Origin of the sequence: Acidaminococcus nyctereutis (assembly GCF_052216985.1) — a bacterium.
GTDB lineage: Bacteria > Bacillota > Negativicutes > Acidaminococcales > Acidaminococcaceae > Acidaminococcus > Acidaminococcus fermentans_A.
Genome location: NZ_JBQOUY010000040.1, coordinates 1 through 13,612 on the forward strand (window position 1 = coordinate 1; position 13,612 = coordinate 13,612).

The following is a 13,612-nucleotide window of genomic DNA, read 5'->3' on the forward strand; positions in this document are numbered from 1 at the left end:
TCCGAATCAGCTGGGACAGCACATCCGGCACAGAATCGTAGAGCAGCTCCAGAGCCTCGTAGTTTCCCTGGCGCACCAGCTCCCGGGCTTCTGAAAGGTCCGGCAGATGGTTCTGAGGAAGATTTTGCAATTGTATGTGCCGCCCCGCAAACCGTCCAGTACGGTTCGCCCCATAGAACTGGAACATGCCCCGGGCCCTGCCGTCCTGACAGGCGGTTATTTCCATGGCCTGGTACTTCTTCACAGAAGACTTGGCCAGCTTTTGCCGGAGCTGCAACACACTGCGGAGAGGCTCCTGGGCCGTTTTCAATAGTTCCTTCACCTGCTTCTTCCCCAGGGAGTCCGACTTTAGGCCACGGGCTTCGAGCCATCTCAGCATCTGGAGGACTGAATTGGGATTCTCCAGGCCGGTCTTTTCCTTTAGAGCGGCCATCAGGCTCTCCCGGCTTTTGGCATCCATGGCCACTGCCTGCCGGGCCAGCTCCAGGTCAATGGCGATCCCCCGGTCGTTGATTTCCTGGTCCTGGTGGTATTCTTCCCACACCGTGTCCGGCACCGGATATTTCTGCAGCCTCTCCTGGATGGCCATTTCCACTTCCACATCCCGCTTGTTATAGCTCTTGAAGAGATTCCACTTGTCGGGAGCATGCTGGGGCAAGTTCCGGGTCCGTCCCCCGTTGGTCTTGGTCTCCTTGCAGGGAACGCAGAAATAACGGATCAGGTCCCGGCCTTCTTTCATCTTCTGATTGTCCAGATTCAGCACGGCCCCCACTCCTTCCAGGGAAAGGGGCAACCCCATATAGGCGGACCACACCATGGAGCACTTCCAGCCGGCCGGGTTCAGGAACATGGCACAGTCCTGAGAAAGCGGATGATGGTCATGGAAGGGATCCAGGCTCCTCCCCAGATCCGTCAGATACCGGGACAAGCACACCCGTTCGAAATTGGCATTGAAGGCCCATTTGATGATGGAGTCATCGGTGAGTGCCTCCAGAATCTCTTCCGGGAGGGTTTCCCCCTGGGCCAGATCGACTACTTTCACCTCTCTTCCATCCACCGCATAGCCAAAAAGGAGGATTTCAAAATCCGGGGACTCGGCATATTTATAGACCCCGCATTTGGCTAAGTTCACATCGCTGTAGGTTTCAATATCGATACTGATGGTTTTCATACGTTTCACCTCGAGAAAAGCGGCGAAGCACAAGGCCCCGCCGCCACCATTTACCACGTCTTATTTCCGAAAGGATTCCATCTGTTTGCGATGATATTCTGCTTCCCGATCCTCCCGGTTCCGGGCCGCAATTTCATCCCGCTGGTCCTTTTTGATATCCGTGTAGATCATGGCCACAAAGAAGCCGCCAACACACAGGGCAACCAGACAGTACAGACAATCCAGAATCAACTTCAAAATATTTTCCATTATAGTTCCTCCTTAGTCCAGGAAATCATCATCGTCTGCCGTAGCAAAGTCGTCTTCCGCTCTGGGTTTTCCGCCCAGAGGTTCCCCGTCACGAATCTTCTGCAGGTTGTTCAGGCCGCAGGCAATGCCCTTGTTGCCGTTGGAATTAAAGGCGTAGAAGTTGATGGAGGCTCTTCCATAGACCCCGCTGTACACTTCAGACCGTTCCAGGATCTGCTGGCAGGAAGAATCTACGATGCCGGGCTTTGTGGCAGAATTGGCATTGATGAAGTAGCTGTCCTTGTAGGTATCATCCCCAGGCCGTTCCAGATCTCCGTCACGGAGCGGGTTCTTGATGGTTTCCAGCTTCGGCACGATGCGGCCGTTTCCTTTGAGCTTGCCCTGCCCTTCCTCATAGGCTGCTTGGATAGCCGCTTTCACCTTTTCCACGGTCTTCGTATCAGACTTGGGGATGATGAGACTCACGCTGTACTTGGGGGTTCCTCCGTTGATGGATTTGGGTTCCCAGACGTTGGCGTAGGACCAGCGGGTATTTGCTCCGGTAATGACTTTGCAAGGGTTTACATAATGTTTCATTGTTCGTTCCTCCTTAATTTTCACTGCTAAAATCTTCTGCCGCGGTATGCATAGCCGGGCGTTTGTCCGATTCCGGTACCAGGACCGGTTTGCCTTGGGGCTTTTCGATGAGGCCGGACAGAAGTTCATCAAACCTTCGTTTCCCCAGAAGGCGGGTCAGGGCTGTGATGCCCATGAGTTTCTTTTCGTAGGGAGAATATCCGGCTTCTTCCACTTTGGTGGCTACGGCTTCGTCACTGACATACCGGCGATTGGACCGGCCTTCCACCAGTTTCCAGCCGGCCCATGCCTTGCCGGATAGAGCTTGCTGCAGGGCATAGTCCTTAATGTCACCTACCCAGGCTACAAGGTCATCGGCCTTTTCCAGCACGGCTTCCACTTCTGCGTCACAGAGAGTAGACGGCATGGCGAAGTCGTATCTGGCAAGTTCCAGGTTATACTCCGCCCGTTTCCGGCAGGTGGCCCGGATCTTGCAGAACCGACAGTGGTCCCCGGCCTTGTACTCCCCTTCGCCTTTAGCCGCCATAGCAGCCGTGGGTTTGAGGACTTTCTCCGCCCATTGGAACAGGTCGCCTTTGGTCATTTCGTATGTGCTGACATTATCCCGTCTTGGCTGGAAGATGGTCATGGAGACCCTTTGGATATCGTAAATCCCGTCGAAGATGTCCAGTGCCCCCAGGGCATAGCACATCATCTGGGGATTCTTCTCCGCACTGACTTCCACACCAAGCCCGTGCTTGTAATCGATGACGGTCAGGGTATCGTCCGCCACAATGACACAGTCTCCTGTACCGAACCCATCCGGCACCCATTTCGAGAAGTCCAACCGCTGTTCTACAAGGACGATGGGATCCTGGCACTCTTTCTTTGCTTCCGCAAGCCGCTCCATAACGAATTGGGCATAGTCGTCCGTGCATTCAGCCATTTCCTCGCTGTAATAGTCGAGGGTCCCCGTAGGGTTCTGTGCCTTCCTGCCCAGGGCTTTCTTCACCTTGTATTCGCAGAGAGTATGGGCATCCGTACCCTCCCGGGCAAAGTCGCTTGTGGTGTCCGGCCGCTTAGCACACTCCAACGCAGAAGGCGGGCAGGCCAGCCAGCGATAGCTGGACGAGGCGGAAAGAACCGCATGCTGCTTATCCGGCATGGCTGATCTCCTCCAGTTCCTTCATGAAGGCTTCATAGTCTTCCGGCTTTACGCTGGAGAGTTTTTCCGCCCCATATTTTTCAATAAGGGCTTTCACTTCTGCCGTGAATCCCTGACAGGACTTGTCAGCCGCCGTTTTCCGGACTTCTTCAAAAGAAAGGACCTTCCGCTCTGGAATCACCTTTTCCGGCTCTGCTGTTCTATTGTTCATCTCGTTTTCCAGAGCTTCTACAATCCGCAGCAGGGTCTTTGTGCAATTGGCCAGTTCGTTTGCAAGATTTTCAAGATTGTCCTTCGTCACCTTAGTTTCCTCCTTCGTTAATTTCCCTGATGGCCAGTTCCTCTACGGAGTCGCCTGGCACGATGATGGTTACTTTTTCCTTCCCACCCAGCAGGAACCGCAGAATCCGTTCCCGCACGGACACAGACCGTACGGCAGCAATATGCCTACTACCCTTTGCCGCTGAAACGCTGATGCTTACTCTTTGCTTCATGGCTTTTCCTCCTTCCTGAGGGTTGGTATCGTTTTCCCCTCCACTCTGTAGCCTTGGGAGAATGCTTTTTCTGACGTTTTCTCCAAAAAAAGTAAAAAAAAAAAAATTCTGGCAGACCAAAAGCCGGTATGAGAAGCTGCCATGGCTCCTATACCCTACCCCATCCCGGCGCAGGGCAATGATTTTTGGAGGTAAAAAAAATCCGGTACAGGACAAAATCCCATACCGGATGAATTGGCAAATCTGCTTATTTATTTCTTTCTCGTCCGACGATTTAAAATCTTGCTTGGCTGACTCTCTCTATTATTCGCCGACTTGTTTCAGGGGACTTTTTCTGCCTGCGCTGCTGCTGTTGTAGTCCGCTATCAGTTTCCTTAATTCTTCAAAAGCCTGATGCAGAGTACCTTTTTCATCATCTTCTACAATTTCAAACTTTCCGGAAACCGAACTGTCCAGCAGGCGTGGTTCATTGATCAAATAGATGTAATCCTCTTCAGAATCATCTATGATACGAAGCCAGGGAACCTGCACGTCAATAACTTCATAAACTTTATTGTTTGTAAAAGCATCCCCTTGGTTGGGACCAATATATCTTACCTTCATTTCCCTATGCCTCCCAACATGCCCTCGGGATTCCTTCCGATTTTCCAAACCACTTAGTTCTTTCCGCATCGTTTTCCGCCAATCAGCATCGGCAAGGCAGGCCGTTCCATAGCAATGCTCCTTGTAAAGGCAAAGTTCCCGGCAGATGAACTCATCTGCAGCCTGAAGCTCCAGTTCCTCATCCGATAGCAGATCATACCCCCCGATTTTCCGGATGCCCTGGGGGTTCCTCAGGCCGAAGTCCAGCATCTTTCCGTTCCCGGTCTTCACATACCGATAGATTTCTGCGGTAAAAGACAAATTGTCCCCGGCCTTGTAGGATTCAAAACCACTGCATTCCATCCACACATGGTCTTCCTTGCCCATGAATCCATTTCCATCACAGGAAAAGATGTCCAGATAAACCCGCTCAAAGCAAATCCGGCCTTTGGCCTTGTTGATTTTTTCGATCTGCCCTTTGCAGGCTACCCAGCAATTTTCATAGTAGGCTTTTTCCAGGTCATGCCTTACTTCATCCCCGGATGCCTTCTGCAGTTCCAGGTATTCTTCATAGGACATTCCTTCTCCGCCCACCAAATCCTTCAGCCCACGGGGGTCAAAATCGATGAATCCCCATTCCGTAATAACACCCAGCCTGGATCCGGAAAGTTCCCTTTTCGCCACTTCCCAGCGCTCATCTTCCGAAACACCCTCCGGAGCAACACCGGGCAGCCCGCTTTTCCTGGCGTACTCTTGCAGTGCATTCGCCATCACCAGATCATAATACCGTTCCATTTTAACTCTCCTTTGCTTTGTAAGTGCAGCCATAGGCTGCCTGACATACGGGGCAAAGAAAATAACAGAAGCGGTAATTGATTAACAATCCAATAAAATCACTTAATCAGCCCGGCCTTTTCCAAAGCACAAACAAAGGAATTTATAATGCGCTCCTTACGATCCAAAATATCCTGCCGAGTAAAATCAGTATGGGTTTGGGCTATATCCAGCAGTTCTGCATCCATGGTACCTGCCTTTACTTTCCCTGAAGAATAGGAATTAACGAAATCAAGGACGAATACTTGCTTATCATAAGGCGGGCAAATGCGGTTCTATTAAGTTCTTATCTTTGATACCAAGTTCATGTGCACAGTTAGCCCGAAAATCGCGTTGTTTCTGGGCTTTTCTGCGTTTCAGGACAGGACGCTAAAGCGTGCTTCCGGCCTTGAATTGATATACTGCTGATGTTGCTGTAGTCAAAAGCGACACCCCTTTCTGCTATCGCTAAAAAGTGTGGAATCGTTGAAAAGTTCAATTCAACCCTGCACCAAACGTCTATAATACCACTCTGTACTTTTGCATTTCGAATGGTTTTCCTTATTTCTTTTGCAAAAAGAGAAACTGATGATCAATTGTGCCACCTTTATCCTTAATTCCGTGCTTTTCAAGAGCTTGCACATCTTCATTCGCTCTGTAAATTTCGTTGAACCACTGTGTAGACCGTCTGGATAATTCTTCTGCCATATCTACCTTACTTGTTTTTCCAAGATGAAGTATTACTCTCCCTTTAGGTTTTAAAACGATTGAGCACATCTCAAAAAAAGGAAGGTAAACATCAAAATTCTTTTTCTGTCTCTGGTCCAAAAAAACAGACTCCGCCTCCTTATAATTTTCTTCTTCCCAACCACAAAGCCAAAGTCTCATCCAGTTTTGCATATAAAACCTGATTGAATCAGCAAAAGGAGGAGAGCAAATAATCGCATCGACGGTGCCGGGATTATCTCTAAGAAGGCTGTAGTCGCCGAACACAGCTTTACCTTGCACGAAATGATCGAAGTCACCCTTATTATAAGTAAGCGTTAACTTCTCCCTGATATGCTCTGATACATTCTTGTAAATATAATCACCAGATGGGGCATAGGGAGTTAATGGGTGAGATCTCCGAGAAAGCGCATATGGTCGATTTCCATGTAGGACATGGAGAAAGCAAGAATATACCATGGCTTCAGCAGCTGTAATATTGCTAATCTTATTAACAAAAAAATTTCGTGCACATAAAATTTCTCGAAAAGTATCAGGATGAAAATAATCTGCAACCTTCCCATTAAAACCAAATTGCTTATATTTTTCTATGCTCTCATTGACGAATGTTGCATCAAAATTATTCTTTATATAATCTGTTAGTGTTGCAAGCACTTTATTGCACTCGTCAAACAGAGGGCGCTCTAATTTCGCTTTGGTTACGATATAAGCCATCTCGCTTAAGTCATTTCCTACGCCGAATCTTCCTTGCAAGCATGCTTCAAATGGAATCGTGCCAACACCACATAAAGGATCCAGTATAACGTCCCCTTGGGATGTGAATTCACTTATCATAAAATGAGCAATAGACGGCTTTAACTTTCCATGATATGAACATAAAGAATGCCATGGGTGTCCCCAGTTTCGTCCAGAGTATGGAGAATTCTTATACGGCTTCTCGTCCATGAACTGTTTTGCTTCAAAATAAAATCGATCATCACCCGTATTTTTATGTAATCTGAACTTTAAAAGCCGCTGAGATAATGTCATTCCATTCTTTGAACGCCTTTTACGAAGAATCTCCTGTTGGCACAAAGTAAAACCATGCTTCTCACAAATACGCGAAAGTATCTCGTGAGTAGGAATGTGCACTCCTGCAAACTGAGAATCACCAATATCCATAATAAAAGGAGCACCATCACGCATGGCTACTGATAAGCGCTCTATTACCTTATCCATATCATTGAAGTATCCTGCAACCATCAGCGGAATTCTTTTGTCATAAGCTACTGGTTCGAGCTTTTCTATGTAGGGAGTAACACAATCGGGTATACTAAAGCCTGATGTGCGTTTGGATACATTATTAATTCCAGCGATAATTCCTTTAGAATGAAACGCTGGTAAATCTTTTTCGGTTTTGATGAAATCGCAAAGCTTAAGCTCCAGCTTTGTATTTCTTACGTAATTTGTACCATTAAGATATGGCGGCGATGTAATAACGCAGTCAATGATTCCGTTAATGGTAATATCTCTGGCATCTTCAGCTAAGCATACAGTTTCTGAAAGAATAGGCCACGTGTTGCTTTCTATATCATCAATTGCTTCTTCTATCTTTTTCTTGAAATTTGTAATAACATCAAGATCTTGTTCGGATTTTTCTCCTTCTTTTGCGTAACGTAAATCTCCCTGCCTTTTCATTTTCGATGCGCGAACAATAATAGAAGCCAGAAGGACCTTAGCAATCTGCCTGGTATCTACGTTTTCAATCTGGTTTACAATATTTTTCATATCCAGAATCTGGCGCAATGTTTTGATTTCAAAATATTTTTCAAAGCCGTCCCACGTTGGAGTATCTTTTGAATTTGGCTTGGTATAGTCATGAACAGTGTTTAACAGTTGTCGAAGGCCTTCAGCCTTAAAACCTGATTCACGCAGTCTTTTGACAGAGTTTATTTTCGACTCTATCACCAGTCTCATAAAAGGATTCGTTTCACTGTAATAAGACATCAACCCATACTTAGCCGCAACCATTGGTGTCGTTCCAGTGCCACAGAAGGGGTCATATACAGATTTGATGTCATCGTTAGTTTCACTTTTTAGAACATCCTCAACGAGACAAGATGAATACCCTTCTAAATAAGAATACCAACGATGAATCGGCTCCTGTTTATTAAGTTTAAATGTTCCTGCAGCGGCTTTATAGGTTTTTTTCATTCCTTGTTTACCTCGTTTTCTGACCTATAGTGCTCCAAAACATCCTCAACTTTACAATCAAAATGGTTGCATATTCGGTCTATGATATCAAGAGAAACATTGTCCCCTCTGCCCATTTTGTCCATGGTTGATTTGGAAATTCCAGTTTCTCTCATAAGCTCTTTTTTGGTCATATCCTTGTCGATAAGTAACTTCCATAAAGGTTTAAATGTAAAAGCCATCTTTACCTCCATACTTCGATATGTCAAATGCGATATTACCATAAAAGTAGTAATATCGCAATACTTTTACATTGCATTCTAATCGTTATCTTTATTTCCAGACTGGTACATTTCGTCGGCTTTTCGAACATAAGCATCGGATATGCTCTGTGAAACAGAGAAAAAGTCAAAACCAGTATCTCGTAAAATCCTGTTTCGGAGTTTCATTACTTCTGGCATGTATGCAGCAAACTTCTCTAGCAATACATCGACTTTTTCAGGATCGTGTAGAGCCTCGATTGCTTTTGGATTGTACTGGGGCTCGCCAGCCAAGAGATCATAGTCAAAACCTGTCAAGATAGAAAGTCTTTTCAGATGGGCATCATCATAAAATTTGGACGGCCAAGTACCGGATTTATTTCCATTGCATGTGCGACACAGCAAGGTAGCATTTTCAGTTGACAACGGCCATAAATAGTATACTGGCAGTGTGTGATCAAGTGGTTTCTCGCGCTTATCAGCAACGTTGCTCAAATCTTTCCCACAATTAAAACACTTATGATGATAACGTTCTTCTATCTCTTTGCTATTAATTTTAGGTGATCCCGCTACGTCCAGAAGAAGTCTACGTTTTTGAGCTGCTTCGCGATGCTGGTCTGTGAGTCTTGTGCCATTTTTGATAGCGTTATATTCTTTCTTACATAAACGACACTCGCCTTGCCTTCCCGATGTCCTTGCAGAATGGTGATCAAAAAACTCAAGTGGTTTTAATGTGTTACAAACAATGCAATATTTGTATTCTTGAGCTTCTGCAATATAGTCATCATGCAAAATAGTAAATTCCCCTTGCGCCGTAGAAACAGGCTTACCTTCGTCGTCATTTACATCCATTGAATAATCATAGAATTTAGTTTCTCCACCAGACTCATGGACATATCCACATTTAGGGCATACGATCTTGAAATCTTCTCCAATCTCGTCTTCACGCACAAAAATGAACTCTGTGCATTCAGGATTAAGGCACTGAAATCCTTTAAAGACCACATCACCCATGCCCTTCACGTGAGATGCCCGTATTTGATTTGTCTTCCTAACATTGCTATAAGGTGCCCTTCTTGCCATTTCGTTTTCCTCCTTGTGATCGTTCTACGTTAATGATTTTTCTGAAATTGGGAGTAGATCCCAATACACTTCGCTGTTTCCAAATTCCGTGCCAATGGGTGTTTTGTTAAAGTCAGCTCAATTATTTTGGCAAATCCTCCTACCTTTTTTCATTCAATCTCCATCATCCCCGCAAACCACCAGTACATATCTTCCAGTTTTCACTCCTTCGATTCCCTTGGAAAATATAGAAGCATCCCTTTGCGGCTTCGGGTCAGGAGTACCTGGTACACGTTTTCCAGCACCTTCCTCAGGTCCTTCAACTCTGGATTGGTGGCTTTGGGGTCTACTACCCATTTTCCATTTTGGATGTAGAAGTCGCCGATAAAGGGGACAATGGGAAATTCCAATTCAATCCCCTGGATCAGGAGTTCTGAGGCGCCCCGGGTAAGTGGGTGGCCAGGACCTTATCCTGGTTGAGAATCAGCGCCGCCACAACCCGTACCGTTTTCAAAGCCATCTCCCCTTCTCCCTGCATATACAGTTATTATAACATAGACAGTGTGCAAATTTTGGGACTGCAATAAAAAAGAACCGTGGCAGAGAGCTTCCCACCACGGTTTTCTTCATTTCCGAACCAAAGCCGCCAGCAGCACTGTCCCTATCCCGTAAGCCAGGTTCCGCTGGGCTTTCAGCCTTTTCTGTGTTCTATTGTTTTCTTTCTCGTACGCGGCTAAGGATTCGTTGGCAATCCGCAAGGATTCTTCCTGCCTGATCGAGGTCCTTTCCAGTTCTTTCAACTGACTCCCGAGCAGACTGGACTGTTCCCTGGCTTTCTGCAATTCGCTCTGCGCTGCGGTCAATTGCGTTTCCAATTCCTCCATGCGTTTCTTCTGCTGACTGGATTCCTTCTGTAATCTGCTGTTGATGGTCTGCAGCTCGGTGATATTCGCTTCCAACCGGGTCAGTTGTTCTTCCGTTATGGTATACCCAGAAGCCCAGGAGACCTGCGGAAAGGACAACAACAAGCACAGCAGCAAGCACCAGGCGCTTTTTCTCAATGATCCCCACCCTCTTTCTTCAGATGACCAGGGTAAAAAGGAGCACCCCGGACAAAATGCCCAAAAGATAGCCTAAGAGAAATTCATCGCTGATCCGCCACATGTCCATGGTCTCTCATCCTTTCCGGGCGATGTAATCCGTCACCCCACGGGCGATGGCACGGGCAAATTCGTCCTTCTGATCCATCAGGAGCTGCACGTCTTCCTCATTGGTGATGAACGCCGTTTCCACCAGGACCGCCGGCATATCCGTCTCCCGGAGCACCGCCAGCCCCGGCCGTTCCTTTACGCCCCGGTCCACGGTCCCCAGGCTCTGGACAATCTGGTTCTGGATGCATTCCGCCAGACCGCAGACTTCTGCACTGTCACTGCTGTACACCAGAGTTTCCGTCCCCTGGGCTTCTTCTGCAGCTGCCGCATTGCAGTGGATGGACAGGAACAGGTCCGCCTGCCACCCGTTGGCACTGGCACAAATGTTGGTATAGTTGGGAGACTCCCCGCAGAGATTGTCGGACTGGACCAGCAGGCAGTCATAGCCCACCCGGTTCAGGTACTGCTGTACCCCTGCCCCGATTTCCTTTACGATACCGGCTTCCGTGACGCCGTATTTGTCATTGACAGCCCCGCTGTCCACACCGGGCATATGTCCTGGATTGATAAAAATCTTCATTTCTTCTCCTTCTCCTTTTCAAAATGATCCGGGATCCCGTTCCCGTCAAGATCCACAAAGCAGCCTGCAATGAAGGTGACAAACCCCACCATGGCAGGCCCGACCAGTTCCCGCACCATGGCCAGAAGGTCCGGCAGCTGGATTTTCCCCGTCACCGCCAGATACAGCCAGAAGCCATAGTAGGAAAGCACAAAAAGAAAGACCGTCACAAGATACCCTATGACGATCCATTTGATGGGCTGCTGGAATTGGTTCAGGCGTGCTTTCACCGCATCCAGGCCTTTAGTCAGTATCCCTTTTACTTTTTCAAACATGGCGGATTCCCCAGATTACTGTGATCGTGGATGCGGTCCACTTCTCCCTTCAGGTCCTTGTACCGGTGCCACAGGTTGTCGATATTGGTCTCGATGCCTGCCTGGGCCACCCGCATTTCGTTGATGAGCCCCGTCAAATCTTCCAGAGCTTTGGTGTTGTTGTCGATGCTTTTGTGGAGCGCCTGGTTCTCGATTTTTTGTGGCCGCAGGATCAGCCAGCACCCGAAGACTGCCAGGGCACTGATTACCGCGTTCACAAAAGTGTAGCTAATGAAGTTCATGGTCTTCCCTCCTTTCTGTTATCGTCGATCTCCCGAAACATGGAGAGCCCGGCCTTTGTACCGTCCCTTTTCGGTGCCGCAGTACACGTCTTCCGTAGGACTCCAGGCAAAGGAGAACCAGTTCTCCCCTTGGGTCAGCTCCTGAGTCTGGCCGGCGTGGCTCACATAAACCGGCTCCTTCCAGAAGGCAGATCGTTCAAACACCAGGCTTCCCTCGATCCGACCGTAATGGATCCGGGCCTTCACATGATGCACACTCCAGCTAAAGGCCCGGTCCAGTTTGTGGAGGTCGGCCATGGCTACATGAGGAAAACGGGAGAAGTCATGAGTGCGGCTTCGGAGTTCCGGCTGGCCCTTGGGCAGGAATACCTTCATAAAGGTATCCTTCCCGGACTTGTCAATCTGCACAAAGGAGCACAGACTCAGAGTCCGCAGCAGCTCCTGGGGCCCCAGATCCATCACCTGGAGAATCTCCCGGAAGTTGAACAGGGGATACACGGACCCTGTGATGGGGTTCTTCAGGATCACCGTGGAGGACCCGCTCCGAAGGGCATCCAGGTTGATGGCCACTCGTTTGTTGCTGCAGGAGAAGCTCAGTCGCCTTTCTTCCAGATCCAGGGAAATGGTATCCGTTGTCTGCACCGCCTCCGGGAAGATAAAGAGATGGTTCATGGCCGGTTCACTTCCTTCTGGAACCAGGTGTAGAGGGCCTTGTAGAACCGGCACTCCTGAGCATGCTCCTGACTGACGATACAGGCCCCGCCGCACATGCCGTAAACAGAGCACTGGCGGCATTCGGGACTCAAGGCATCCAGGAGATCCTGCTGTTCCTTCAACCAGTTATCGGAAAGCCCCTGGCGGCGGATATAAAGACACGGATACTGCCGTCCTTTAGCATCCACCTTCCGGATGGTCCGGTTGCTGCAGTAGGTTTCTCCGTAAATGTACTGAACCTCCCTGCGCCGTTCCAGGGTTTGGTAAAGTCCTTCATACTGCTTGTCCCGGATGCCGAACCTCCGGAACCGGGACAGATACAACCCCACATACTTCTTGTACTGTTCCAGGATGGAATCATAGTCCTCCCGGGTCAGAGCATACTTCCGGTTGGTCTCGTTGGTTACATGCATGAGATGCGGGAAGAAGGACAGGTTCCGTCCGATGACTTTCTCCTTCTCCCGGAACTTTGCCATAATGGCTCCCAGGTCCGTATTCCCATGGTACAGGGTGGTGGAAACCGCCAGGTCCGGGTAATCCAATAGATCGGTGAAAGGATCATACCCCCGCAGGTCCCTTTCTGCCCCATCATAGCTGATGCAGATTTGGAAGTAATGCTCCCGGAAATAATCCAGGTGCTTTTCGATGCCGATGCCGTTGGTGCTGACCGCAAACTTCGCTTGGGGCACTGCTTCCACCACTTTCCGGATTTCCTTCATGTAAAGCAGAGGTTCCCCTCCCATGAACTTGATGGCTCTAGGAGGATTCCGTTTCAATTTTGCCAGAAATTCTTCTGAAATGCCCCCTTCCCCATCCGAAGCCTCCCGGTGGCAGTAGGCACAGTGGAGATTGCACTGGCTACCTAAATAAAGGGTGATTTGAACCTGTGTCGGCAAATCCATCTTGTTTTTTTGCATATTACCCCTGCCTTCCAACAAACACCAGATAGTCGTTCCACACCTCGTACCACTTTCTCCCCAGCTTAATCTTCACCGGGCCTTCGTACCCAAAGGGATACAGGCGGAAACTGCCCGTTCCCTTTACAAGCCTTACCCGTCTGTTGTTCACAAGGCCGGCAGAAGATTCTACAAAGACTTCTTCGTCATCAATATCCCGGGTTAGCTTCTCCTTCGTAGAGAAATCTCCTTTGTACTTTTGGATGGTAAAATCGATATAATCCTTATCACCTTCCGGGGTGAAGGGTTCTTCCGGATCTCCATCAATCAGGTATCCTTTCCGGTTGGCCATCAGTTCCCGGTCCCCAGCGGAAAGGCTGTAGCTGTCCCAGAGTTTCATCCTGGGATGATCCCCCAGGATCAAGTC

At 48.4% G+C, this 13,612-nt stretch carries 18 protein-coding genes and 1 pseudogene; all 19 read right to left on the reverse strand.

Translation table 11 applies throughout. The features are described from left to right. Positions 1–1,171, reverse strand: a 1,171-nt coding sequence (locus ACTUHY_RS12060; RefSeq protein WP_473965314.1) for a DNA polymerase family A protein, incomplete at its 3' end; no start/stop codon positions are given. 60 nt (positions 1,172–1,231) lie between these two features. Then, positions 1,232–1,420, reverse strand: a complete 189-nt coding sequence (locus tag ACTUHY_RS12065) for a hypothetical protein (RefSeq protein WP_442827894.1) — start codon at positions 1,418–1,420, stop codon at positions 1,232–1,234. Between the two features lie 12 nt (positions 1,421–1,432). Next, a complete protein-coding gene (locus ACTUHY_RS12070) occupies positions 1,433–1,996 on the reverse strand; it encodes a DUF2815 family protein (protein WP_105325846.1) in 564 nt (187 codons plus the stop codon). A 13-nt stretch (positions 1,997–2,009) separates the two neighbouring features. Continuing rightward, a complete protein-coding gene (locus tag ACTUHY_RS12075; RefSeq protein WP_329777166.1) occupies positions 2,010–3,140 on the reverse strand; it encodes a DUF2800 domain-containing protein in 1,131 nt (376 codons plus the stop codon). Beyond that, a complete protein-coding gene (locus ACTUHY_RS12080) occupies positions 3,130–3,441 on the reverse strand; it encodes an rRNA biogenesis protein rrp5 (RefSeq protein ID WP_442827895.1) in 312 nt (103 codons plus the stop codon). Before ACTUHY_RS12080 ends, ACTUHY_RS12075 begins: the two co-directional genes overlap by 11 nt. 1 nt (position 3,442) lies before the next feature. Further along, entirely contained in the window at positions 3,443–3,634 is a 192-nt protein-coding gene (locus tag ACTUHY_RS12085; RefSeq protein ID WP_441094303.1) for a hypothetical protein, read from the reverse strand. Between the two features lie 303 nt (positions 3,635–3,937). Next, positions 3,938–5,011: a hypothetical protein gene (locus ACTUHY_RS12090; RefSeq protein ID WP_442827896.1), complete on the reverse strand. Its 1,074-nt coding sequence runs from the start codon at positions 5,009–5,011 to the stop codon at positions 3,938–3,940. A 98-nt stretch (positions 5,012–5,109) separates the two neighbouring features. Further along, positions 5,110–5,238, reverse strand: coding sequence for a hypothetical protein (locus ACTUHY_RS12095; RefSeq protein WP_442827897.1), 129 nt, complete (start codon positions 5,236–5,238; stop codon positions 5,110–5,112). A gap of 352 nt (positions 5,239–5,590) precedes the next feature. Continuing rightward, entirely contained in the window at positions 5,591–7,948 is a 2,358-nt protein-coding gene (locus tag ACTUHY_RS12100; protein WP_442827898.1) for a DNA methyltransferase, read from the reverse strand. After that, the gene (locus ACTUHY_RS12105; protein ID WP_442827899.1) at positions 7,945–8,169 is read right to left on the reverse strand and encodes a helix-turn-helix domain-containing protein; all 225 of its coding nucleotides are present in this window, start codon (positions 8,167–8,169) and stop codon (positions 7,945–7,947) included. The genes ACTUHY_RS12100 and ACTUHY_RS12105 overlap by 4 nt, the downstream gene beginning before the upstream one ends. Before the next feature lie 78 nt (positions 8,170–8,247). Next, positions 8,248–9,270 (reverse strand): hypothetical protein, encoded by a 1,023-nt coding sequence (locus ACTUHY_RS12110; RefSeq protein WP_442827900.1) that lies wholly within the window; start codon positions 9,268–9,270, stop codon positions 8,248–8,250. A 200-nt stretch (positions 9,271–9,470) separates the two neighbouring features. Next, positions 9,471–9,659, reverse strand: a complete 189-nt coding sequence (locus ACTUHY_RS12115) for a hypothetical protein (RefSeq protein WP_442827901.1) — start codon at positions 9,657–9,659, stop codon at positions 9,471–9,473. A 216-nt stretch (positions 9,660–9,875) separates the two neighbouring features. Continuing rightward, entirely contained in the window at positions 9,876–10,310 is a 435-nt protein-coding gene (locus ACTUHY_RS12120) for a peptidase M24 (protein WP_442827902.1), read from the reverse strand. A 115-nt stretch (positions 10,311–10,425) separates the two neighbouring features. Next, a complete protein-coding gene (locus ACTUHY_RS12125; protein ID WP_442827903.1) occupies positions 10,426–10,980 on the reverse strand; it encodes an N-acetylmuramoyl-L-alanine amidase family protein in 555 nt (184 codons plus the stop codon). Then, entirely contained in the window at positions 10,977–11,294 is a 318-nt protein-coding gene (locus ACTUHY_RS12130) for a hypothetical protein (protein WP_176893531.1), read from the reverse strand. Before ACTUHY_RS12130 ends, ACTUHY_RS12125 begins: the two co-directional genes overlap by 4 nt. Further along, positions 11,279–11,575 (reverse strand): hypothetical protein, encoded by a 297-nt coding sequence (locus ACTUHY_RS12135; RefSeq protein ID WP_014128898.1) that lies wholly within the window; start codon positions 11,573–11,575, stop codon positions 11,279–11,281. Before ACTUHY_RS12135 ends, ACTUHY_RS12130 begins: the two co-directional genes overlap by 16 nt. Positions 11,576–11,593: 18 nt before the next feature. Further along, positions 11,594–12,247, reverse strand: a complete 654-nt coding sequence (locus tag ACTUHY_RS12140; RefSeq protein ID WP_045172474.1) for a hypothetical protein — start codon at positions 12,245–12,247, stop codon at positions 11,594–11,596. After that, positions 12,244–13,191 (reverse strand): radical SAM protein, encoded by a 948-nt coding sequence (locus tag ACTUHY_RS12145; protein ID WP_442827904.1) that lies wholly within the window; start codon positions 13,189–13,191, stop codon positions 12,244–12,246. The genes ACTUHY_RS12140 and ACTUHY_RS12145 overlap by 4 nt, the downstream gene beginning before the upstream one ends. A gap of 16 nt (positions 13,192–13,207) precedes the next feature. Further along, positions 13,208–13,612 (reverse strand): annotated as a pseudogene (locus ACTUHY_RS12150) (hypothetical protein); the annotation flags it as partial.

Coding starts and splice junctions, on each gene's coding strand:
- ACTUHY_RS12065 (WP_442827894.1), bottom strand. CDS start 1,420: ATGGAAAATATTTTGAAGTTGATTCTGGATTGTCTGTACTGTCTGGTT.
- ACTUHY_RS12070 (WP_105325846.1), bottom strand. CDS start 1,996: ATGAAACATTATGTAAACCCTTGCAAAGTCATTACCGGAGCAAATACC.
- ACTUHY_RS12075 (WP_329777166.1), bottom strand. CDS start 3,140: ATGCCGGATAAGCAGCATGCGGTTCTTTCCGCCTCGTCCAGCTATCGC.
- ACTUHY_RS12085 (WP_441094303.1), bottom strand. CDS start 3,634: ATGAAGCAAAGAGTAAGCATCAGCGTTTCAGCGGCAAAGGGTAGTAGG.
- ACTUHY_RS12090 (WP_442827896.1), bottom strand. CDS start 5,011: ATGGAACGGTATTATGATCTGGTGATGGCGAATGCACTGCAAGAGTAC.
- ACTUHY_RS12095 (WP_442827897.1), bottom strand. CDS start 5,238: ATGGATGCAGAACTGCTGGATATAGCCCAAACCCATACTGATTTTACT.
- ACTUHY_RS12100 (WP_442827898.1), bottom strand. CDS start 7,948: ATGAAAAAAACCTATAAAGCCGCTGCAGGAACATTTAAACTTAATAAA.
- ACTUHY_RS12105 (WP_442827899.1), bottom strand. CDS start 8,169: ATGGCTTTTACATTTAAACCTTTATGGAAGTTACTTATCGACAAGGAT.
- ACTUHY_RS12110 (WP_442827900.1), bottom strand. CDS start 9,270: ATGGCAAGAAGGGCACCTTATAGCAATGTTAGGAAGACAAATCAAATA.
- ACTUHY_RS12125 (WP_442827903.1), bottom strand. CDS start 10,980: ATGAAGATTTTTATCAATCCAGGACATATGCCCGGTGTGGACAGCGGG.
- ACTUHY_RS12130 (WP_176893531.1), bottom strand. CDS start 11,294: ATGTTTGAAAAAGTAAAAGGGATACTGACTAAAGGCCTGGATGCGGTG.
- ACTUHY_RS12135 (WP_014128898.1), bottom strand. CDS start 11,575: ATGAACTTCATTAGCTACACTTTTGTGAACGCGGTAATCAGTGCCCTG.
- ACTUHY_RS12140 (WP_045172474.1), bottom strand. CDS start 12,247: ATGAACCATCTCTTTATCTTCCCGGAGGCGGTGCAGACAACGGATACC.
- ACTUHY_RS12145 (WP_442827904.1), bottom strand. CDS start 13,191: ATGGATTTGCCGACACAGGTTCAAATCACCCTTTATTTAGGTAGCCAG.